The sequence below is a fragment of the Cupriavidus basilensis genome (genome assembly GCF_000832305.1).
Lineage (GTDB): Bacteria > Pseudomonadota > Gammaproteobacteria > Burkholderiales > Burkholderiaceae > Cupriavidus > Cupriavidus basilensis_F.
Genome location: NZ_CP010537.1, coordinates 3,703,041 through 3,725,167 on the forward strand (window position 1 = coordinate 3,703,041; position 22,127 = coordinate 3,725,167).

At 63.9% G+C, this 22,127-nt stretch carries 20 protein-coding genes and 1 pseudogene; 8 read left to right on the forward strand and 13 right to left on the reverse strand.

The features are described 5' to 3' along the window. Positions 1-32: 32 nt before the first annotated feature. Positions 33-644: pseudogene (locus RR42_RS36770) on the reverse strand (cbb3-type cytochrome c oxidase subunit II); the annotation flags it as partial. A 2-nt stretch (positions 645-646) separates the two neighbouring features. Next, a complete protein-coding gene (locus RR42_RS36775) occupies positions 647-2,293 on the reverse strand; it encodes a cbb3-type cytochrome c oxidase subunit I (protein WP_043357296.1) in 1,647 nt (548 codons plus the stop codon). A 250-nt stretch (positions 2,294-2,543) separates the two neighbouring features. Between RR42_RS36775 and RR42_RS36780 the strand changes: the two genes are divergently transcribed. From RR42_RS36780 to RR42_RS36795, 4 genes are all read left to right on the forward strand, one after another. Next, positions 2,544-4,016 (forward strand): PLP-dependent aminotransferase family protein, encoded by a 1,473-nt coding sequence (locus RR42_RS36780; protein WP_052495210.1) that lies wholly within the window; start codon positions 2,544-2,546, stop codon positions 4,014-4,016. Positions 4,017-4,066: 50 nt separating this feature from the next. Next, the gene (locus RR42_RS36785; protein ID WP_043357297.1) at positions 4,067-4,270 is read left to right on the forward strand and encodes a SlyX family protein; all 204 of its coding nucleotides are present in this window, start codon (positions 4,067-4,069) and stop codon (positions 4,268-4,270) included. A 218-nt stretch (positions 4,271-4,488) separates the two neighbouring features. Further along, a complete protein-coding gene (locus RR42_RS36790; protein WP_236702256.1) occupies positions 4,489-5,007 on the forward strand; it encodes a DUF1439 domain-containing protein in 519 nt (172 codons plus the stop codon). Positions 5,008-5,177: 170 nt separating this feature from the next. After that, positions 5,178-5,678, forward strand: coding sequence for a hypothetical protein (locus tag RR42_RS36795; protein WP_043357301.1), 501 nt, complete (start codon positions 5,178-5,180; stop codon positions 5,676-5,678). Between the two features lie 412 nt (positions 5,679-6,090). Here the strand turns inward: RR42_RS36795 and RR42_RS36800 are convergent, their stop codons facing one another. Then, complete coding sequence (locus RR42_RS36800) at positions 6,091-6,708, reverse strand: DUF938 domain-containing protein (RefSeq protein ID WP_043357303.1); 618 nt, start codon at positions 6,706-6,708, stop codon at positions 6,091-6,093. Positions 6,709-6,993: 285 nt separating this feature from the next. After that, a complete protein-coding gene (locus RR42_RS36805) occupies positions 6,994-8,985 on the reverse strand; it encodes a PhoX family protein (protein WP_043357305.1) in 1,992 nt (663 codons plus the stop codon). 293 nt (positions 8,986-9,278) lie between these two features. On the opposite strand from RR42_RS36805, the gene RR42_RS36810 reads away from it, so the two are divergent. Further along, positions 9,279-9,890 (forward strand): IMPACT family protein, encoded by a 612-nt coding sequence (locus RR42_RS36810; RefSeq protein WP_043357307.1) that lies wholly within the window; start codon positions 9,279-9,281, stop codon positions 9,888-9,890. Beyond that, positions 9,887-10,210 (forward strand): 2Fe-2S iron-sulfur cluster-binding protein, encoded by a 324-nt coding sequence (locus tag RR42_RS36815; protein ID WP_052495211.1) that lies wholly within the window; start codon positions 9,887-9,889, stop codon positions 10,208-10,210. The genes RR42_RS36810 and RR42_RS36815 overlap by 4 nt, the downstream gene beginning before the upstream one ends. Positions 10,211-10,222: 12 nt before the next feature. Here the strand turns inward: RR42_RS36815 and RR42_RS36820 are convergent, their stop codons facing one another. The 5 genes from RR42_RS36820 to RR42_RS36840 form a co-directional block, all read right to left on the reverse strand. Continuing rightward, positions 10,223-11,332 carry an alpha/beta hydrolase family esterase gene (locus tag RR42_RS36820; protein WP_043358597.1) on the reverse strand — a complete coding sequence of 370 codons (1,110 nt, stop codon included), beginning with the start codon at positions 11,330-11,332 and terminating at the stop codon, positions 10,223-10,225. A gap of 156 nt (positions 11,333-11,488) precedes the next feature. After that, on the reverse strand, positions 11,489-12,244 hold the full coding sequence (locus tag RR42_RS36825; protein WP_043357308.1) for a sulfite exporter TauE/SafE family protein: 756 nt from the start codon (positions 12,242-12,244) through the stop codon (positions 11,489-11,491). Positions 12,245-12,251: 7 nt separating this feature from the next. Beyond that, entirely contained in the window at positions 12,252-12,626 is a 375-nt protein-coding gene (locus RR42_RS36830; RefSeq protein WP_043357309.1) for an antibiotic biosynthesis monooxygenase family protein, read from the reverse strand. Between the two features lie 57 nt (positions 12,627-12,683). Beyond that, positions 12,684-13,808 (reverse strand): cytochrome P450, encoded by a 1,125-nt coding sequence (locus RR42_RS36835; RefSeq protein WP_043357311.1) that lies wholly within the window; start codon positions 13,806-13,808, stop codon positions 12,684-12,686. 242 nt (positions 13,809-14,050) lie between these two features. Then, complete coding sequence (locus RR42_RS36840; RefSeq protein WP_043357313.1) at positions 14,051-14,740, reverse strand: DAPG hydrolase family protein; 690 nt, start codon at positions 14,738-14,740, stop codon at positions 14,051-14,053. Between the two features lie 111 nt (positions 14,741-14,851). Between RR42_RS36840 and RR42_RS36845 the strand changes: the two genes are divergently transcribed. Continuing rightward, a complete protein-coding gene (locus RR42_RS36845; protein ID WP_043357315.1) occupies positions 14,852-15,502 on the forward strand; it encodes a TetR/AcrR family transcriptional regulator in 651 nt (216 codons plus the stop codon). Between the two features lie 364 nt (positions 15,503-15,866). After that, entirely contained in the window at positions 15,867-16,748 is an 882-nt protein-coding gene (gene hchA, locus RR42_RS36850; protein ID WP_043357317.1) for a glyoxalase III HchA, read from the forward strand. A 491-nt stretch (positions 16,749-17,239) separates the two neighbouring features. Here hchA and RR42_RS41895 read toward each other — a convergent pair whose 3' ends face one another. The 4 genes from RR42_RS41895 to RR42_RS36865 all read right to left on the reverse strand — a co-directional run bounded on the left by RR42_RS41895 (position 17,240) and on the right by RR42_RS36865 (position 22,081). Then, positions 17,240-17,608 carry a TnsD family Tn7-like transposition protein gene (locus RR42_RS41895; RefSeq protein ID WP_082055249.1) on the reverse strand — a complete coding sequence of 123 codons (369 nt, stop codon included), beginning with the start codon at positions 17,606-17,608 and terminating at the stop codon, positions 17,240-17,242. 613 nt (positions 17,609-18,221) lie between these two features. After that, positions 18,222-19,370 carry a hypothetical protein gene (locus tag RR42_RS36855; RefSeq protein ID WP_043357319.1) on the reverse strand — a complete coding sequence of 383 codons (1,149 nt, stop codon included), beginning with the start codon at positions 19,368-19,370 and terminating at the stop codon, positions 18,222-18,224. Positions 19,371-19,475: 105 nt separating this feature from the next. Beyond that, positions 19,476-20,069, reverse strand: a complete 594-nt coding sequence (locus RR42_RS36860; protein WP_144410057.1) for a hypothetical protein — start codon at positions 20,067-20,069, stop codon at positions 19,476-19,478. 128 nt (positions 20,070-20,197) lie between these two features. Further along, entirely contained in the window at positions 20,198-22,081 is a 1,884-nt protein-coding gene (locus tag RR42_RS36865; RefSeq protein WP_043357323.1) for a DUF262 domain-containing protein, read from the reverse strand. Positions 22,082-22,127 lie beyond the last annotated feature (46 nt).

The window sequence follows — 22,127 nt, forward strand, 5'->3', positions numbered from 1 at the left end:
GAGGCGGATGCCAGCGTGGCACGCTGCGGCGGCTGGCTGCTTGCGCCCGCCGCTGCGGCCTGCTCCACCACCGGGTAGGTGTGGCGCAGGCCAATCAGGTAGGCGACCAGGTCCAGCGCCTGGGGCGTGGCCACCACCACCTTGCCCGGCGGCACCGTGCCGCCGGGCAGCGCGACCACCTTGTCGCTTTTGCCGACGGCGCCTTCGGGCTTGAGCTCGAACAGGAACGGATAGCCCGGCATGATGCTGTCCGCCACGTAGGCGCGCGGCTGGTAGAGATGGCCCAGGTGCCAGTCGGCGCTCGGCTGGCGCACGCCGATGTTGAACAGGTCGGGGCCGGTGCGCATGGTGCCAAGCAAGGGCGGGCTGTCATAGTGGTAGTCCGCCGCCACGGACGGGCGGCCCCAGCCGCGCGCGCCGTCGGCGCGGCCCGCGCCGGTGGAACTGGGCTGCTGCGTATGGCAGGCGATGCAGCCGTTGGCGAGATACACCTCGCGCCCTCGCAACTGCTCGCTGGTGTAGGGCGCCAGCGCCGCCGGCGCCGGCACATCCTTGAGCTGCAGGAAGGGCACCACGATCATGGCCGAGGTGGCGAGCGAGAGCGTGACCATGGCCCCGCCCACAAGTTTGAGTTCGTTTTCCATGTTCAGGCAGCCGCTTGGGAAACCATGCGATCGGTCTGCGCCAGCGCCGCAGGACGCAAGACCATCAAGGCAAAGTGAAAGGCAAAGACCAGATGGCCGAGCGTCATCAACGCGCCGCCCAGCGAGCGCCCCTGCAGCCAAGGCAGCGTGACCGTCACCGATTCCATGAAGGGACGCGCCGGGTCCAGCAGCGCCAGGCCCTGCAGCACGCCGCCGATGCTCAGCGTGATGAGGTACGTGGAGAAGCCCGCCACCACCAGCCAGAAATGCAGCGAGATCAACGCGGGCCGGGGCCACGGCGCGTCGACAATGCGCGGCAGCGCGAAGTAGATGCCGCCGAAGATCACCATCGACACGAAGCCGTACATGCCCAGGTGCGCGTGCGCCACCGTGAAGTGCGTGAAGTGCGTCACCGCGTTGAGCGAGCGCAGCGCCTCGAACGAGCCCTGCACCGATGCCAGCGTGTACATGATGGCGCCGAACACGATGAAGCGCAGCGTGGCCGAGTGGCGCAGCGCGCCGAAATTGCCCTTGAGCGTCAGGTGCTGGTTCACCGAGAACGCGGTCACCGGGATGATCATCATCACGCTCTGCACGATCGACAGCGTGATCAGCCACGGCGGAATCGGGCCGCCGATCAGGTGGTGCGCGCCGACCTGGCCGTAGAAGAACGCCAGCGTCCAGAAGCCCAGCAGCGACAGGTTATACGAGCGCACCGGCCGCCCGATCACCTTGGGCAGGAAGTAATAGACCGAGGCGAGCGACAGCGGCGTATAGAACAGGCCCAGCACGTTGTGCCCGAACCACCAGTTCATGGTGGCCTGCTCCACGCCGAAATGCACGCCCGGGATCTTGGCCACCACGTACAGCACCGGGAACCAGAACAAGGCCGCGCCGATGTACCAGACCGACACGTACAGATGATGCACACGGCGCTTTTGCAGCATGAACGCCAGCGGCAGGCCGATCATCATCCCGCCCAGCGCAAACAGCAGGCCCACCTGCCACGGGATCTCCAGCCACTCCAGGCCGGCATTGATGCCCACGGCGATGCTGCCGAGTCCCGCCACCAGCCCCGCATTCCAGACCAGCGCGCCAATCATGGCAAAGCGCCCGCCCAGCAGCGGCGTGCGCAGCAGGCGGGGCAGCATCCACAGCGTCAGCCCGAGCAGCCCCATCGGCGCCCAGCCGTACGCGACCGCGTTCAGGTGCAGCGTGCGCAAGCGGCCGAAGGAAAGCCACGCCTGCCCGGTCAGCAGGTCGGGCATATGCAGCTTGAGCGAACCAAGCAGGCCGGCGGCGGACGCCACCACCAGCCAGACCACGGCACAACTCAACATCAGCAGGGCCGGCAGAGCGCTGGAGCGATCAGCCTCATGCCGCGCCGCCAGCTCTGCCTCGAGATCGGCGCGCGCGGCGGCGGTGGCGGCCGGCGCCACCCGGCTGGACGCCGCGCCCACCCAGAGCGCCTGGCGCTGCGCCGCATCGCTCGACGGCTCCTCGGGCTGGCCGACCTCGCCGGGCGCAAAGATGGTGCGCGCACCGGCGGCTTCGAGATCGAACAAGCCCTTGCGCAACGACCAGATGAAAGCAAACAGGCCACCAACCGACAGCAGGAAGGTAGCTAACAACAGACTCGTGGGATCCATGGATTTCCTTGCACTTCCCAGGACGGCGCCGTGGCGGCCGTGGCTTACGGACAGCGCTGAATGCTAAGGAGACAAGGCCGGCCCGAACAGGATCAGATCGGATCGATACAACCGGAGCAGAGGGATTCCGGCGCGACATGTTGCCGCAGCAAATCTGCCACATCGGAATATCCCCATGCACCGTGTCGCGCATCGCGCCGATACGATACAGTTTCCGGAAATCAGTCATACGCCAAACAGTGGATCTCCAATGCCGCCCAGCAAGCCAGACACCCCCCAGCGAAATGACGGGGAAGCCACGCCCGGCACGCTCTACGAAACGCTGGCCGACGATATCGCGCACTCGATCCAGGCCGGCACGCTGCGGCCCGGCGACCGCCTGCCCTCCGTGCGCCAGGCCAGCGCCAGCCGCGGGCTCAGCCCCTCCACGGTGTTCCAGGCTTACTACCTGCTAGAAGCGCGCGGGCTGATCATCGCGCGCCAGCGCTCCGGGTATTTCGTGGCCAGCACCCGCCGCGTGTTGCCACCCGAGCCCGAGGCCGCGTCGCAACCGGCGGACGAATCCACCACGCTGAATGTCAGCGAACTGGTCTTCGACGTGCTGGCGTCGGCCAAGCAGCGCGAGCTGGTGCCACTCGGCTCCGCGTTTCCCAGTCCGCTGCTGTTTCCGCTGCCGCGCCTCGCCAAGTCCATGGCCGCAGTCGTCCAGCAACTGGACCCCTGGAGCTCGGTGGACGACATGACGCCGGGCAACGCCGGCCTGCGCCGCCAGATTGCCCTGCGCTACCTGATCGACGGGCTTACCGTGCACACGGACGAGATCGTCATCACCAACGGCGCGCTGGAGGCGCTGAACCTGTGCCTGGCGGCCGTCACGCGCCCGGGCGACGCGGTCATCATCGAGTCGCCCACCTTCTACGGCGCGCTGCAGGCGCTGGAGCGCCACGGCCTGCGCGCCATCGAGGTGCCCACGCATCCGCGCGAAGGCATCGAGCTCGACGCCCTCGCCCGCGCGCTGGAACGCCACCGCCCGAGCGCGTGCTGGCTGATGACCAATTTCCAGAACCCGCTGGGCAGCCTGATGCCCGACGACAAGAAGCGCGAACTGGTGCGGTTGCTGGCGCGCTTCGAAGTGCCGCTGATCGAGGACGACGTCTACGGCGAGCTGTACTTCGGCAACAAGCGCCCCACCCCGGCCAAGGCGTTCGACACGCAGGGGCTGGTGATGCACTGCGGCTCCTTCTCCAAATGCCTGGCGCCGGGCTACCGGATCGGCTGGGCCGCGCCCGGACGCTTCGCGCGCGAAGTGGCGCGCGCCAAGCTCACCAGCACGCTGACAGTGGCGGCGCCAACGCAAGCCGCTATCCTTCACTACCTGGAGAAAGGCGGCTACGACCGGCATCTGCGGCAGTTGCGCCAGGCGCTGATGCAGCGCCAGGACACCTTCGCGCAGGCCATCGCGCGGCACTTCCCGCCGGGCACGCGGGCCACGCGGCCGGCTGGCGGTTACTTCCTGTGGCTCGAGATGTCGGCCGGCACCGACAGCCTTGCGCTGCACCGGTACGCGCTCTCGCATGGCATCAGCATCGCACCCGGCCCGATTTTTTCCGCGCATGGCGGCTTCCGGCATTGCTTGCGCATCAACTGCGGCCACGACTTCGACGACCGGACCGACGCCGCGCTCGCCACGCTGGGCCGGCTGGCCAGGCTGACAATGCAGTAAAGGCCGCGCCGCACCTGCCTTACAATGCGCGGCCCAATGGAGAACACAAAATGGAATCCCGCCTGACCGAACTAGAAATCAAGGTCGCCTTCCAGGACGACCTGCTCGACACGCTCAATCTCGCCGTGGCGCGCCAGCAGCGGCAGATCGACCTGCTGCAGGAACAGCTTCAGGCGCTTTACCAGCAGATGCGCTCCAGCGGCACGGGCGGCGGCGAAAACGGCCCCCAGCACGAACTCCCGCCGCACTATTGATCGTGCGCATGGCCCGCGGCCAGACTGGGCAATTGGCCGACAAGTGGACACGTGGACAAGTGGACAATTGAACAAAGCCGGCGCAGGCGCGGTCAGAAGGGATAACGCGCAAGACGCCAACCTGGAGGCACCACAGCATGCCGACGACGCAATGCCGCACCCGGCCCCGCAAATCCCTGACAACGCGCAAAGCCGCCCCCGCCGCCGCCGCGCTTGCCATGCTGGTCGCCGCCAGCGCCTGGGCCGGCTATAACGTCTGGACCGGCGACTACACATTCTCCCGCCAGGAACTGCAGGACGCCGTCGACAAACGTTTCCCGGCAAGGCTGCGCTACGCCCAGGTGCTCGACGTCCAGCTGACGCAACCGCGCCTGCTGCTCGACGAAGCCAACAACCGCGTGACCACCCGGATGGATGCACAGGTCAGCAATACCTTGCTGCCCGCGCCACCGATCAACGGCACGCTTTCGCTGAGCAGCGGGCTCAGGTACGACCCGGCCAAACGCGCCGTGCTGCTCGACAATCCTTCCGTCGAACGCGTCCAGGTCGCCGGCATGCCGGCGCAATATGGCGAGCAACTGAACGCCATCGGCGCCGTCGTGGCGCAGCAACTGCTGCGCGATTACCCGCTCTACACGTTCAAGCCGGAAGAATTGCACGTTGCCGGCAAAGACGTCGAGCCGGGCGCCATTACCGTGCTGGCCGACGGCATCAAAGTCCAGGTCAATACGCGTTAAACGCAATACGTACCCGCTATTCGCATCCAATGCCGATGCCGTCGCCGTGCAAGACATGTTGTATCCGCGCACGCATTCATACCAGAAATCCGCGCAGTGAATTCACGCCGCGCGAGTAATGTCGCGCGACCGGTTATACTCCGCGCTCCACAACTAACGGGTAAATAAAAATGGCCGTAGCAAAGAAAGTCGCAACCAGCGCAGCAGCAAAGACCAAGCCGGCAGCCGCCAAGAAGGCAGCAGTTCCCGCGAAGAAGGCCAGCGTGCTGGCTCGCGAACTGGCCGCTGCAAAGAAGGGCCTGCTGAAGCTGCGCGCTGATGCAAAGAAGGCGATCGAAACTGCTAAGCGCGAAATCAAGGTCGCAGCTGAAGCCGCCAAGCAGGCCGTGCTGGCTGAGAGGCAAGCCGCCAAGGAAAAGCTGGCTGCACAAAAGGCCAAGGCCAAGCCGGCTGCGAAGAAGCCGGTGGTGAAGGCTGCCGTGGCAAAGAAGGCTGCAAAGCCGGCCGCCGCCAAGAAGGCAGCAGCTCCCAAGGCTGCAGCACCGAAGGCAGCTGCTCCGAAGGCAGCAGCACCGAAGAAGGCCGTCGTGAAGGCTGCCCGCAAGCCGGCAGCGCCGAAGAAGGCCGTGGCCGTCAAGGTCGAGGCAGAAGCGCCTGTCGCCGCGAAGTAAATCGCGCACGGGCCAGCGCGGCAGGTGGCCCGGACATGCGCGCGGTAATCCGCGCCGTGCTCCGGTCCCCGCCGCGCACCACTTTTGTGCTGACTGGCTGGCGCCCTGCAGGGCCAGCCGGACATCTCCAGAGCAAATCCCCGGTTATTCAAGACGCCCTGGCCGATCGGCATTTCCCGATTAGCGCCGCCTGGCTCCGCCTGTCATTTCCCGCATTTCCCGCATTTCCCACATCGCACGCATTGCCCGCCGGGACATTCGCCGCGTCTTAAGCCAACGCTTAAGGTGGCATGCGCAAAGACATTGCGGCGAAGACTTGGCCCCACTGCGCGCCAGTCCTCAATCGCGCTTTGTCGAATTTCGGCCACGCATTGCACGCGGCCCAATCCGCCTGCATTCGGCGATGAAGTTCCTATTTTCGGAATACCAGGCTGAAATTATTGGCCGGCATCGGGATTGGCTCGTCCATGCGAAAGCCCTCGGCCTCGCCCAGCGCCGCCACGTCTTCCATATTGCGCACGCCCCATTCGGCGTTCGCGCTGCGCAACTGCGCATCGAAGGCGGCATTGCTCGGCGCGGTATGTTCGCCATTGCGCCGATACGGGCCATATAGGTAAAGCACGCCGCCGGCTGGCAGCAAACGCCCGGCCCCGGCGAACAGCGCCTCGGCCGCAGACCATGGCGCGATGTGGATCATGTTGATGCAGACCACCGCCTGCGCCGCCTCGATGCCCCAGGGCTGCTGGCGCACGTCCAGCACCAGCGGCGCGAGCACATTAGCCAGCCCGGCATGCTCGGCCCAGCCCGCGATCGACTCGCGCGCCGCAGCGTCCGGGTCGCTCGGCTGCCAGGTCAGCCCCGCCAGCGCGGCAGAAAAATAGGCGGCGTGCTGGCCGGTGCCACTGGCGATTTCCAGCACCAGGCCGCTCTGCGGCAAGACCCGCCGCAGCACGGCCAGGATGGCGTCGCGGTTGCGGTCTGTGGCTGGCGCCATGCGGCGCGCGTCGTGTTGGCCGTCTTGGTTCGGCATCTTGTTGCTCCTGTTGGGGTACGGGTCTGGGTCTGGGCCGCGGTGGCGCGTTGGCCCGGCGGCCGCGCATTACCGCAAGCGTAGCAGGCATGACCGGTCCCGCGTCCATGTTGCCTCGGCGGGTCCGCACGCCTGCGGCCCGAAACGTTCCCGGTATAGGCCAGGGGTGATGCCGATGCGCTTGCCGGTCTGCCTGGCGAACGCGCGCGCGAGCGTAAAAAAAGGCCCCCGATGACAAAGTCATCGGGGGCCCAACAAAGCGCCGGGGTAACAGCTGTCCCGCGCTTACGCCTTAGTGGTCTTGACGCTCGTGGTATCGGCCGTCAGGTAGCCGACGGCGGCGCCAAAGCGGTCCTTGTAGTTGGCGCGCACCAGCGGATCCAGCGTGGCCTGGACCTTGGCGTGCAGGCCGCTCCAGTCGCCGGCGTGCTGGAAGTTGTTCATGATGTAGGTCCAGCCGTTGATCTCGTCCACCGCATGCAGGCCGGTGGATTCCGCGCCGGCCGGGGTCGAGAGCACGCGCGACAGCTTCTTGGTGTCTACGTTGTAGGCCCACAGGAAGTTGTTGACGTGCTGGCCGCTGTCCTCGCCGATGAACAAGGTGCGCAGCTTTTCCGAGAACTTGAGGTTGTCCGGGTTGGCGATCTGGTCCGGATCGGCGGTGTTGCCGAGTGCATCCGCGCTGATGTCCTTGCCCACGATCAGTGCCTTGGTGTGCACCGGTACCCATTCGCTGTTGATGGCGGCACCGCCCAGGTCCTTCTGGCCGCCGGCAAGGTTGTGCTGCATCACGCCGCCTGCGTTGAGCGCCGTGGGGATCGTGATGTTGCTCTGCGCGTTCCAGCCCTTGGCGTTGTTGAGGACCATCGAGTCGATCATGTTCTGCAGCGCGGAGTAGGCCACCTTGTCCTTGATATTAACGGTGGTGCCTTCCATCTTGGTAAAGCCCATGCTGCCGCCCTTGAGGTAGGCGTAGCGATGGGTTTCCAGAAAGGCCGCGGCCTTCTCCTTGCCCGGGTAGACCTTGATCCAGTTGGCGGTGCCGCCAACGAAGATCTTGGTGAAGGTGGGGTCCGAGGGATCGGTCGTGCGCACGTCCATGATGTCGGTGGGCAGGTTGGACTTGGCCATGGCCTCGACTTCGGCGCTGGTGGCGTGTCCCAGGTTGACCCACGTCAGGTCGGCGCCGGGGGCGGCCGGGTCGATGGAGAAGCCCGCGCCCACCTTGGCCACGTACAGCGTGCCGGCGGAGAGGTCCTTTTCCTTGTCGGCCACGAACATGAACAAGCCGCTGTTGGTGGCGTCGTCGCCCATCAGCACCGTGCGGTTGTCCGGCATCACATGCACCAGTTCGTGCGAGATGCGGCCCATGCAGAAGTGCTTCTTGATGCTTGCGGTGCCGTCGGCATTGACCGTGACCTCAGGCATGTGGCCATAGAAGTACGGGTTGGCCACGACGCTGGCGGTCCCCAGCAGGTTCTTGCTGAACGCCAGGAACTGCGCGTTGGTGCTGGCCGTGAAGGCGTCCGGCTCGTACTCCTCGCTCGACAGGTGGGTGTTCCACGGCGACAGGCTGGCGCCGCAGGTAATCCACAGGCCATTGACCGACGAAGTATCGACGTTGTGGTACTTGACCAGGGTCAGCTTGCCGGTGGCGGGGTCCTGGTCCAGCGTCAGCACGCCGATCGGCGACGGCAGGCGGCCGTAGGCGCTGGCGCCGGCCTGGTCACGCGTGGTGTACTCGAACTGGACCACGGCGAAGACCGTATTGCCCTTCACGCCGGCCACCTTGGCGCCGTCGATCTTGAGCAGCGAGGTGCCGTCGGGCGAGTCGGAGTAGAACTGGCGTTCCTTGCCGGCCACCGATTTGTCGATGATCGGCTGGTTGTTGATGTCGAAGTAGCCACCGGCGAGGATGCTGCCACCCTTGCCGTCCGGGACCATGTCGCCGGTGATGAAGAAGGGCTGGTAGGCCAGCTTGTAGGTCTGGCTGCTGCCGTCGCTGAACGATACCTTCAGGCTGGAACCCACCGTGGTGGTCGCCATCGCGGCCGGGTTGGCCAGCGTGGGCGCGGCCATGCCGGTGAATTCGGCGGTCGTAAACGTAGCGCCGGCAGGCGTGACGGGCGTCGGCGCCGGAGCCGTTGCGGCTACGGCGTCGCCATCGCCGCCGCAACCGACCAGAAAGGCGGTAGCGCCAAGGCCCAGCGGCAGCATGGGGGCGCCAGCCAGGAATTTAAGCGCCTTGCGGCGGGATGCGTCCGGTTTGTCGAGCATTCTTCTTTCCCGTTTCGTTATGTGAAGGATTGGGCGGCGCGCCATGCGCGCTGCCCTGCAGCGCGCTCGTGGGGACAACCGCGCAGCGTTCAGGCCGATGCGTATGCTATGAATGATTTGTTACAGCTTGTTTAAACTGACTGAACTTGCAGACATCCAGGAGCCCTCTCGCGCAATCCGGGCGGCCGGGGCGGCTGCGGTACACTGGCGCAGGCCCCAATCCGGTGCCCCGATTCCTTTTAGCTTTCCGCCCGCCGGCGCCGCGCATCGCGCGCCGTGACGCGGCCCGACCCGTGCCGACCTACACCCTCGCTTCTCCCGTCCAGTCAGACCTGGAAATCCGCAAGAGCCGCTTCATCGGCTTTGCATTGCCCGTGCCCGACCGTGCCGCGGCCATGGCCGAAGTGGCGCGCCTGCGCGCCGACCACGCCACCGCCACCCATGTCTGCTGGGCGCTGCTCGCGGGGGGCCAGTCAGGCATGTCTGACGACGGCGAGCCATCCGGCACCGCCGGCCGGCCCATGCTGGAAGTGCTGCGCCACCATGAGCTGGAAGGCGTGCTGGCGGCCGTGGTGCGCTATTACGGCGGCGTCAAGCTAGGGGCGGGCGGGCTGGTGCGAGCCTATACGGACGCGATTGCCGTGGCGCTCAAGGATGCACAGCGCATCGAGCGCATCACCTATGCGGAGCTGGTTGTGGAGGTGGACTACGCCGACGAAGCCCGCGTGCGCCGCTGGATCGAGCAGGAGAGCCACGTGCTGGCGCATACCGAACACGGCGCGGCTGCCCGGCTGACCATCCGGCTGCCGGCCAGCCTGCTGGCGCCGGCCCGGGCCGCGCTGCGCGACGCCACCCATGGCCGCGCGCGCTTTCCCGAGGCGGACGAGGGGCAAGCGCAGTCATGAGCCGCGACATCACCGCCGCCCAGTTGGCCCCGGCGGCCCCGGTAGCGTTTGTCGCCCGCCTGGAGCCGCAGGGCAGCACTTTTCCCGCCCCGCCCACGCAGACGCTGCTCGAAGCCGCGTTGCAGGCCGGCCTGAAATTCCCAAGTTCCTGCCGCAACGGCACCTGCCGCACCTGCCTGTGCCGGCTGGCCGCCGGGCGGATCGGCTACCGCATCGAGTGGCCGGGCGTGAGCTACGACGAGCGCGACGAGGGATTCATCCTGCCGTGCGTGGCGTATCCCGAGAGCGACGTGGTCATAGAAGCGCCGCAATCGCGCTAGCCAAGCAAGGCGTCAGGCGGCCACCTTGGGCACCCGCCTTGGCGCGGCACGCTGGCGCGCCGCCAGGCACTGCATGAAGAACTGCCACGCGATCCGCAATGCATCCGGGCCGGACGGATCGGCAAAGGCCTGGCTGGACGGGCCGCCGCTCCACGCGTGCCCGAGCCCTTCGATGCGCACCAGCCGGATGCAGGGCTCCCCCTCGCTCGACCAGGCAAAGATGCTGTAGGCACGGCGCTGCCCGCGCTGGACCCGGCGCGGCTTGGCCAGCATGGGTGGCTGCGGCAGCAGTTGCTGCCAGAGCGCGGCGCTGGCCAGCGCGTTATCGAAGTGCACCACATGATCGGCATCGCCGTGCAGCAGCAACAACGGCGGCGGGCGGCGCCCCGCTAGTTGAAAGCGCGCCGCGTCCAAGTCCGGCTGGCCCTTGCCGTGCATCACGCGCGCCGCCTGCGCGGCGTTGGACGCGCTCAGCGGCACCGCCCCGGAATGCGAGCCGACCGCGACAAAACGGTCCGGGTAGCGCAGCCCCAGTATCACCGCCATGGCCCCGCCCGCCGACAAGCCAAGCGCGAAGACGCGTTCACGGCGAACCGGCTGGTGCTGGCAGACATGCTCGACGATCGACATCAACAGGCTGGCCTCGGCCACCACGCGAGGCGCGGCGCGGAACCAGTTCCAGCAACGCTGGGCGTTAGCTTGCGACGATTGCTCCGGCATCAGCACCACGCAGCCCGCGCTGCGCGCCAGCGTAGCCGCGCGGGTGCAAGCCGCAAAGCTGGCCGCGTCCTGGCCACAGCCGTGCAGCAACACCAGCAAGGGCGCGGGGCGCGACGCGCTCACGCCCGGTGGGATAAACAGCCGGTAACGGCGCTGCACTAGCGGCCCCAGCCCCCAGCTGCCCTCCTCCCAGCGTCCGCCGCCGCGGCTGACCGGCGTTGGCACCGGCGAGGCAACGCCGGTCAGCACGCGCTGCGCCGCCTTGCTCATCGCCTCGCCCTGCTTGAGCGCCGAGCGGATCGCGGACTTCGTAACCGTGCGCTGCGCACGCTGGACATTGCGGGTGGCGATCTTGCTCAGGGTATTCCAGAGCTTGGTGCCGCTGCGATTGCGTCGTGTCATCGGCGATATGCCATTGGCGGCATCTCCAGCGCGGGGGTTGCGGGAATGCGCGGCCTGCGGTGCGCACCCGGCCTGGATGCGCAGTGTTTCGCCGCAGCGCAGCAGCCAGTATGCCCCGCGCAACCCCGAAAGAATGCGCCTTCGCCGCCATTCCGATCAGAAAAACCCGCGTAGCGCCAGCTCGGCCCCTAGCAGCAGCAGCCCACAAAAAAACAGCTTGCGAAAACGCGCCGCGCTGATGCGATGGCGCAGCCACTGCCCGATGAACATGCCCGCCAGCGCCGGCACCAGCGCCAGCAGCGACGCCCCCAGCACCGGCGTGTGCAACAGCGCGCCATGCATCACCAGGCTCACCGCGAGCGCGATGGTGGACACCGTGAACGACAAACCAAGCGCCTGCACCAGCGTCTCGCGGTCCAGGCCCAGCCCCTGGATATACGGCACCGCCGGAATCACGAACACACCCGTGACCGCCGTGATCGCGCCTGTGACCACACCGATCAGCGGCGCCAGCCAGCCCTCGGCCGCCAGCGGCACCTTGGGGTGGAACGCCATCAGCCCCAGCACCGCGTACAGCACCAGCGCCGCGCCCAGCCATGCGGTGGCATGCACCATCAGGCTGGGCGGCAGCAGCGCGGCGGCCAGCCAGGTGCCCACGCAGATCGCGGCCAGCAAGGGCCACATCCGCCGCGCCAGCTCGCCAAGCCGCGGCCCGGTGTAGAGTTGAACGACGTTGGTTACCATGGAAGGCGCGACCAGCAGCGCGGCGGCCTGCGCGGGCGGCATCGCCAGGCCCAGCAGCCCTACCGCCACGGTAGGCAGCCCGAGCCCCACCACGCCTTTGACCAGGCCGGCGAGCAAGAAGGTAAAGCCGATCAGCGTGGTCTGCCCATTCAGGAAGGTCGACTCCATGCCGCCCTCACCGCGCCGGCGACGCGCTCGCCGCAATGGGCGCGTGCACGGCGCGGCTGTCCGCCGGCGCCTGGTCGCGTTCATTCAGGCCGTAGTCGCGCAGCACATGCGCCACGCGCAGCCGATAGCCCGCGAACACGCCGCCCCGCCCGGCCGACTGCGCCAGCCGGTGCGCCTCGGTATTGCGCCACGCCATGACCGCGGCCTCGTCGCGGAAGAACGACAGCGACAGCAGCTTGGCCGGATTGGTCAGGCTCTGGAAGCGCTCCACCGAGATAAAGCCGTCGATGGCCTCCAGCGTGGGCCGCAGTTGCGCGGCGATCTGCATGTACGTGTCCTTGCGGCCCTCGGCCGGCTCGACTTCAAAGATGACTGCGATCATGGCGGGGTCCTGTTGACTTGCTTGACTTGACTTGACTTGACTTTGACTTGAATCGCTTCACAGAAAATACGGAATGCGCGCGTTGACCGAGGGCCGATAGCGGAATGCGTGCGCCAGCGACGCCGGATCCGCGCCACGCGCCAGCAGCGCGGCCACCACGGCCTGCGCCACCGTGGACGCCAGCGCGTCGCCAGGGCATGCGTGGTGGCCGCGCCCGAAGGTCCAGGGCGCCGGCGTCGCCGCCTCGCGCTGTCCGAGCGAGGCGGCCGCCAGCACGACCAGCACCGTATCGCCCGCCTGCAGTTGCGCACCACACAGGCGGACATCGGCGGCCAGGAAGCGCCGGGTGTTCTGCACCGGCGGATCCTCCCGCAGCACGCGTGCGGCCACGCAGTCCAACGCGGGCCGCTCTCGCCCATGGGACGTATCCCGGCCCAGGCACAGCAGCATGTTGCCGACCAGGCCGGCGGTGGCCTCGCACGCCTGGATCAGCAGGCCGATCGCATTGGCTGCGATAATCTCCCGCGCCACGCCGGCGGCAAGCGCTTCGTGCACCAGCGCGTCCAGCGGCGGCGCCGATGACAGGCTCGCGCGCATCCAGGCCTGCAGCCATGTGGCGGCCTCGCTCCCCGCGGCAATCTCCTGCGCTGTCGCCAGCGGCGACATGGCCCGCGCGAAGGCTACCACCTGGCCCGCCACGGATGGCTTACCGGTCATCGGCAATCCAAGCGCATCGGCTACCGCCAGCACCGGCAAGGTGAACATCCAGTGGTTCACGGCAGCTCCGGGCCGGACGGCGTCGAATGGCAGATCCTGTGCCAGCGCCAACACCCGCGCCCCCATGCCGGCAAGCGCCAGGCACGCCATGCGTTTGCGCAGCACGCCCTTGAGTGGCGCATGCCAGTCCCCATCGTTCATGCGGATCAGCCCGCCGAACAGCGTGCCCGCCGGGCTACCCGCCAGCGCGGGCGGCACGGCTTGCGCGGGCGGCCGCACGCGGCAAGCGGGATGGGCCAGCACGGCTTGCACCTCGGCGGCGCCAGAGGCAACCCATAGCCCGAGCGCTTCGTCGCGATAGAACGGACGCTGCGCAGCAAGGATGCGGTAGTACGGTGCCGGATCGGGGTGCGTCACGGCGCAAAGCGGGTCGGACGGCATCGGCATGGCGGTCGGCAAGGGCATGGGGAGGGGAATCGAGAGCACACAAGCAGTATGCCGGCGCCCGCCGCACGACGTTTCATGACGATGTGAAATGTGGAATGCGGACCCGGGCCGCAAAGGCGGGAGATGTCATGCCAGCCATGCCCGCCATGCCTGCCATGCACCCGCGCCAAGCGTACGGGCGTTTGACGAAAGCCGGGCGTGCCGGCTTTCGTCTGGCTTTACGTCGCCCGGACAGTGTTCACGAGCGGCCATCCACCGTGTTACCAGGGCATCGGAACCTCTTCGCCGTTCGCGCGCTCACCGTAATACAGCGACGCAAGCATGCGCGACAGGAAGGTGAACTCCGTATAGCAATGTTGCATCAGTGCCAGGCCAACTTTTTCCGGCACATGTTCGGCGCCGGGCTCCAGCCCGAGCACGAAGCGGCTGCGCAGCACGCAACCCCACGAGGTATCCCGCGCCACGTGAAGCATCTGACCCGTGATCGGGTCCTTGTTGACATCCATCTTGACGTTATCGCCGAAGCCGATTCGCGCAGCGATGATCGCCGAAACGGCACCGGCACCGAACGCATCCTTCAATGCGGCCTCGCCATACACTTCGACCGGATCGTGAAACTTCAACTTCGCGGCAACCGGAGGAATCTCTGCCAGCGACTCGACAGCGTGAATGCTGGCGCCGTAGTAGTTCTCGCCACGCTTCCAGTGCTCGTCCCAACCGCGATGCTCGACGTGATCGACCGGGTGCCACCACTTGATGTGTTGCGTCGTCTCGAAGAACTTGAACCACCAGTCCAGCATACGTCCCTTGCAGCCGTGCAGGTCGGTGCGCACGGACACTTGCAGCGGTCCGCCTTCGAGACGCTGCAAACCAGTCTCGATCACCATGGGAGCAGGATTCAGCAACGAGGAGTGATCCAGCCAGGGCATTGCCATTTGGGTACTGTTCATTCCGAACTCCAATTCGGGGATGAGGGGGAGTTTCAGTATATTGGAAACGATGATCGTTTCCAATATACAATCGCGCATAATCGCAAATCGATAGACTTCCGCTTTGCCCTGATGACCGATACAGACAAGAAGCCGCGCGGCCGTCCGCCCAAGCCGGAAGCCGAAATTCAAGCCCTGCTTGTGACCAGCGCCATGGAGGTGCTGCTCGAGCGGGGGTATGAGGCGACGACCGTGGAAGCGATTGCGGCGAAGGCCGGCGTGGCGAAAAAGACGGTGTATCGCCTAGCCGCGAACCGGGACGAACTCGTGGGCATGGCCGTGCGCGCCTGGACGGACGGATTCGCTGGAACGCTGGCGATCGATGCTTCGCAGAGCGCCGAGGTGATGGGCGTCCTGCGAAGCATCCTGGAACAGATCTGTGCTCACGTGCTGACGGCTGAGGCGGTGAGCATGTTCCGCCTGCTGACGACGGACTTTCGTGGCAAAGGCGAGCTGTTGGCCGCGTACGAACGAAACGGCATCGCACGGGGACGCGCCCTGTTGGGAGAATGGTTGGAGCGCCAGCATCGCCACAAGATGCTCAACGCGCCGGACCCCAGGGCCGCCGCTGGTGCAATTCTGGCCATCGCCGTCACCGAGCCGCTTCGGCAGATGGCCATTGGCGTTGCAACACCCATCGAGCGTGTCGAAGATGTGCAACACCTTGACGCTTGCATGGGCATCATCGGCCGTATCGTAGGTCTGCCTGCGACCCGGTCGTAGAATCGGGGCCGTTACGTCGTTGTGTTGCGGGATGGACGGCACGCAACCGCCATCCGCCAAGGCGGCGACGTTCTTCGCCAAGCAAACATCGCTTCCGCCGGCGCCGCCGGGTCCGGCTCCAGACAGCAAGGGACTGGCTCGCGGGCTAAGACGGAACGCAGACTTCTGCATTGCGCCTACATTGCCGAAGACCTGGACTAGACTCCTCCAATCAGGGAGGCTCCTTGCAAACACCGCAACGATGCGGGGATCATTGCGTTGGCAAGGCTCCCATGCTGGTCATTGGGGGGGAATTCCCTCATTTAATGTAAAAAGCCGGTGGAAAATAAGCTCTAAAACGCATCTTTCCAGAAGGAAGCCCATCATGACGTCCCAGACAGACAGCAAGCAGCCGACGCCTGACCCAGCCGAGCGCAACGCGTTCTTTCCCTCCCCCTATTCACTCTCGCAATTTACTTCGCCAAAATCCAACCTCGCGGATGCCGACTATCCGGACGCTTATCAGGGAGGCAGGTGGAAGGTACTGCTCGTCGCTGCGGACGAGCGCTATCTCCTGACGGGAAATGGGACCTTTTTTTCCACGGGCAACCATCCCGTCGAAACCCTCCTGCCCATGTATCACCTTGACCGCGCGGGATTCGAGTTCGACATTGCTACATTGTCGGGTAATCCGGCCAAGTTTGAATGGTGGGCGTTCCCTTCCGAAGACGCCGAGATAAAGGCCCTCTACGCGAAGTACGAGCAAAAATTCCAGCAGCCCCTTAAGCTTGCCGACGTGGTGAATTCCTTGAACAAGGATGCAGACTACATTGCCGTTTTCGTCCCTGGGGGACATGGCGCCCTGATGGGGCTACCCTTCAGCGCGGACATGAAGGCAACCCTGCAGTGGGCCATGCAAAACGACAAGTACGTCATCACGCTGTGCCACGGGCCTGCCGCCTTACTTTCGGCCAGCGTCGACGAACCCAACGGTGGAGATCTGTTCCGCGGCTACCGCATCTGCGCATTCCCAGATGCCATGGACAAGCAAACGCCGGATATTGGCTATATGCCCGGCCCATTGCGTTGGTTCTTTGGCGAAAAACTCGCGGCTATGGGAGTCGAGATAGTAAACACCGGAATCGATGGAAGTACGTTCCGGGACCGGAAGCTCCTCACGGGTGACAGTCCGCTCGCGGCCAATAATCTTGGCAAGCTGGCTGCGCGCGTGCTGCTGGACGAAGTGCAGAATACCGGTGGGCGCTAGTTCTCACGCCATCGGGGACCTTGTCTGCTCGGGTGCGTGAACTGGCACGGCCTGCACAAACATCGATTCGCCTCGAGGCGCGGCTCGGGACGGTTCACTCGTCCATCGTCGCGGGGCTTTCCAGGGGAAACTGCCCCAGGATGTAGTGTGCTGAAGAGCGGGGAAAGGCTGGAAAGTCGCTTCCCGTATGGCAAGGACGGCGGCAACCGGGACGGCATCAATACATTTCGTAAGCACTCTGATGCTTTGCAAGGACTTTAATGTCCGAGGTCACTATTGAATTAAGGGAATATTGTGCTTTCCAGAATGACGCTAACCTCTTGATTCTTCGACCCAGTCGGATGGGGTCACAAAGTCAAAGTCCTTTCCGTCAACTTTGGCCCCCGAAAATTAAAGAGATTTCCACTTGTATCTTCTCGCAGCCCAGGATGAAGAGGCGCAAAAATCACATAGCAGATGTTCCTTCACTGTCCGGAGGTGGTGTTCGGTTTTTATTTTGTCAGCCGAGCAATTGTCGCCATCGTCGCAGGGACACGCTTCATACAGTATTTTCCTGATTGCTGCGGTATCCCCGCTTCCTTCATGAGCGCCGTCTGGCTAAGAGCCTTCGATGGGTCCACCTGCCGGAGTCGAAACGCCGCTGCTTCTACGGCTGCGTTGTATTCAGCATCACGCGTTGCCCAGTCGACGAGATAGCTGCCCTCTGTCGAGTAGCGCCCGCGGAATTTCAATCGATGAGCCTCGCAGACCTTTCTGAGCCAAGCAGGGTCCTCTCTAGCAAGACACTTGAACAAACGAGGTTCGAGCTTACCTGCATGAGTCGAGGAAAGAGGCGCGACTGTCGAAAGTAATGTTTCCACCGCTTCCTAAGTCTCGTGAGATCTTCGTGTGAGATACGCGGCCGCAAGGTATCGTGACGCAGCCAGTATATAACCGTTGGCCTGGCGGCCCCCATCTGCTTAGCGATTTCCCATTGCTAATTCATTATGCGGCCGTCTGGCCGATGCAGCTCGAAAGCCCATTGGGCAGCTATTTGAGCAATATTTCGCCTGCTTCTCGAGGCACAACAGGGTGAATCGGAATGGCCGGGATTGTCAACAATCGTCCTGTCGTTGATGCACAGGCATTCACATGCGGATGAACATAGCCAGCCGTGCGTTCGCTCGTCAAGCGCAGCCTGGCGTGAGAACCTCGCGAACCTGGGTAATTGATGCCTGCTCTGGGGTTGAAGGAGCGTTTTCCCTGTGGAATGCCGCGCGGCTCATTTTTGGTAAAACACTGCCATAGCTTGCTGGCCGCGGACGGGCGATATTGGAGGCGTCGGAACTGACCGACGTCACCTACAGGAGTAGCATCATGCACAGCTACAACGTTGACCCGAACAATCCCCAGTGGCCGAGCCGGAATCCCTTCAAGGATTCCGGAAAAAACCGCGGCAACAACCCGCCGGCGAAGGGCAATTAACTCGTCGAGCTACTGGCAGCTTGTGCCGTGCGCTGCCTTGGCGAGCTCCGCCAGGACAGCGCCTTTTTCACGGTGATAGGCCAACCAGTAGGGATAGCGCACGGCCGCCCACGACTCGAAGTCTGGGTGGCCAAAAGGAAAGGCGGGCCAAGGCCACATCGCTGGTGGCTCGCCGTTCTCGCGCGAGATGGCGGACAGGGTCTGTCCAAGGTACCCCAGCAAGTTGATAAGCTTCGCGGCAGAGTGCTGTCGATACAGCCTGTCCTTCGAGTCTTCTAGGCCGTGAGCGGCCATCAGTCCCGCCATTGTCTCGGGGTCCGGGAAGTGCTTTCCCGAACTCCAACGATACAGCGTGCCAATCTCCAGTTCGGGCACGTCGCTGGCTTTATTCATCATCGCGGAGACTGACGAAACCCTCAGACGACGCTTCAGCTCATCGAAAAGCAGGCTCGCAGGGTTGCGACCATGTCCTGTCCGTGAGGGTATCAGGCAGGCAAACTGGGGCGACTCCAATCCCTTGTTCTCGCCGTCATCAAGGTCCCAGCCGGCCAACCACCCCAGATGCGCATCCATGGACATTGCGGTCGTAAGGGCAGAAACCGCCTGCAGGTTTGGGGCTTTGCGTAGAACCTCTAGCGCCTCCGGCCAAAGTAGGGCGCTCAGCAGGGAATGATTGGTCATGAAGTCGGCTGCCCCGGCCGCATCACCGGCCTCAAGCAGTTGCTGAGTCCGCCAGCCCGAGCGTTCCAGCACTGCCAGATAGCAATGTCGGCGCTGCCATTCGCTCACCTCAATACCCAACCCCCAAAACAGAGTTTCTATGAACGTCAGGGACTCAACATGCTGTCTGGCGTCTATGCATCCTGCGATTGCCCGCTTCAGGTCATCGATGAAGGCTGGCGTGGCTTCTTGTGACCCGACCTTTTCCAGCATTTCGTTCAGGGCTTTCAGTACCAGCTTTTCCCTGGGATTGCCTTGCGCAGCAAGCCTCATTAGTCGCCTGTATGCATTCCCCGCGCCTGTTTCGGCAAAGGCCGCCTGCACGGACACGCCGAACAGCTTGAGGTGGATGTCCGGCATAAAGGCAAACAACCCAACCCGCGGAATGGGGGCCGGATGGCCATCAAAAGGGTAACTAAACGACACCCGTGCATTCATTGGCTATTGTGGACCCCGTTGTTTGCTCTTCAACTCCAGCAGCGATTCATACCGTTCAACTCTCGCTCATCGCTGCCGCAGCCGGTATCATTCATCGCCCTCTCTCTATATGCTGCCCTTTCCGCCCAATCGTTGACCGATATGTAGGTGCGCGCCATACTTCGTCACTAGGTTCAGGTACTGGCTTGATAGCAGCTCGGCCTCTTCGACCTGAGCGGCGAAATCCTCCAACGTCAGGTCGATTGATTTGTCCACCCGATTGGGCGACATGTCCCAATCGAGCGGCACGAAGACAAGCAACGGAGTCGCGTCACAGAGTCTTCCCGATTCGGTGCGCAGATGCTTCCCTGGCACACCCCAACGGCCGTGGGAATAGTCATTGCGGAACCCACGAGCTCTATGCGCACGTTCGAACCACAGCGCAAACTCTCGCTCGCCTTCAAGGTCCGAGCTCGTCCACGCAGCCCACATCAAGCGCTCCAGAGCTTTCAAGCGTCCCTTTAGCTTTGCTGTGTGAGGCTCGAGAAGTTCTCGAATCTTCGCGTCTTGCTCGTGCCCCCAGTACCGCAACTGGAGCCCAATATTGAAGTCCAGCCTAGCAATGGCATGGACGAGCCGACCGAGCAATAGATGAAACGCGCTGTCGAAGTCGGTTTCCGCAATCTGACGCCATGCATCTACTCGTTTAGGTGAGGCCATAAGGGTTCTACGGCGAGCCTAAAGTGCGTGAGGTCGCTTCCCTCGCCAGCAATCCGGCTTCTGTAGCCCGATCCGCGAATTCATCAATAGTCATCGAAATTGATTTCCCCGATGGCCCCGCGACATTCTCATCCAGCTGCACACGAAGATTGGCCTCTGCTCCAAAGCATCAACGCACGGTCCAGCAGTTCGCGTCCGCGTATCTCGATTGTCGACTCGTCCCAGGTGAGGAAGCGATTAAGCACACCGTTTATCGGTGACACAGAGTGCGTGAGAATCGCATCGCGCTTGGTTGCCCAAGCACTGTTCTTCAAGGCACTGTTAAGACTTCCCGTGATAAGCGTCAGGTTACCGAAAGTCTGAATCAGCTCGTTTCGGCGCCGGCTCTCGGCTACTCCGGGCGCCGCTTCGTCGGCGAACCACGCATGCTCAACGCCCTGCGAGCCGTCTGCGAGCGGCCAGTGAGGTACCCAACCTTGCGGCATAATGTGCTCGACCGTGAGCGGAGAGTTGGTGCTTACGTTCTCCGATTTGGACGACCGATACGTTTCGCTGATGCGCCAGAGAGCGTGTGTCAACCTCAGATTATTGAGGGATTGGTATGCATTGCGGCTCATCCAAGCTGCGGATACAGCATCGTCGCTGGGCCATTCATCTGTCGCACTTCGGAGCGCCATCAGGAATTCGCGGACAACCTCGGCAGTAGCCCCTTTGCTGCGTACTGTCCGCGTTAGAGCCATAAAGATTCTGTTGTACGCCTTCGTCTCACCGCCGCAAACCGCTCGACGCACGAGGTAACTCTCGAGCATCTTAGCCGTTTCGGCCATGTCAGCGTCACTGGCACCCAAGTCGAGCATTGCCAGTAGTGGCGGGTAGGCCGTACTGACATCAAAGAGGTTCAGGAAATGGGCTAGGTCACCAAGTAAAGGAGATTCGTGGGAAACCGAAATCTTCCGGAAATTGTCGCGCTGCCGGGCAAGTTCCGAAAGCTCTTCCTGGACGCTTGAGAAAGGCTTCTCACGCTCGACCCAGTGCTTGTACTCGGCGAATAGGTGCTTGATTGGGATGTCCCGAGCCTGCTTGCTGGCAAGGTAGTGCTGGATGAAAAGGTCGCTGCGGGGCCGACGCAGTCGACCTTGTGTCACCTCTTCGCGCCAGAACGGCTCATCAAACGTTGACCAGTACTGCTCGTAGAGTTCTTCCTGCTTTTCGCCATATCGCGCGGCCCGCAAGAAGATATAGTTTCGCAGTAGGTCCGCCGGCAGAAGCGGCTCACCTCTCGCATTAAGCGTCTCGAAGATGACCTGTGCGTCATCTCCGTCGCCCAGGTCAATCGCTACAACTTTCAGTGCGGTCTTGAGCGCTTCAAAGCATGCTTCAACGCGATGCTCCATCGCGATTTCCTCGCCAACCGGAGGCTCGTCTGGCGAACCCTTGAAGTAGGCAAATATCTGCTCATGGAAAAAGAGATACGCTTCGACCATCCGGGGCCGGGGATTGAACTTTCTCGCGTACGGACGACGAGTGAGGGGATGAACTTTCTCGAGGGACGACTTCGAGCCCGCCGTCAGCACGTCGACGAACTGCGACCGGTCGGAGAGGGTCGGCCAGACCTTGAACTTCTCGACTTCCGGTTCAGCCATCCGGCCAGAGTTGAGTGTGTACTTCTCACACTCCACCGCGAAGTCGTCGAGGCCTTCCTCGCGACAGAAATCGCGAAATGCCGCGAGGAAAATCTGTAGCGTGGTCAAACGCTGTTGGCCATCGATTACGCTCCGACGCTCGACGCGACCAACATGCGTCTGCTTCTGGTCCAGCACCATTGCTCCCAGAAAGTGGACTGGCGCGTCTCGGCGGTCCTCAATGAACTCAGTGAACTTGCGCGATATGTCTTCCCAGAGAGGTTCCCACTGATGGTCCTGCCCCCACACATACTGCCGCTGGAACATTGGGATTTCGAGTCGCATCTTCCTTTCGAAGATGTCCAGCAGCGCGATGGCATTTGCATCCATTGGTCGTTCTCTCTAGTTTCGTTTGTTTTTTTGTGACTGTTGGCCG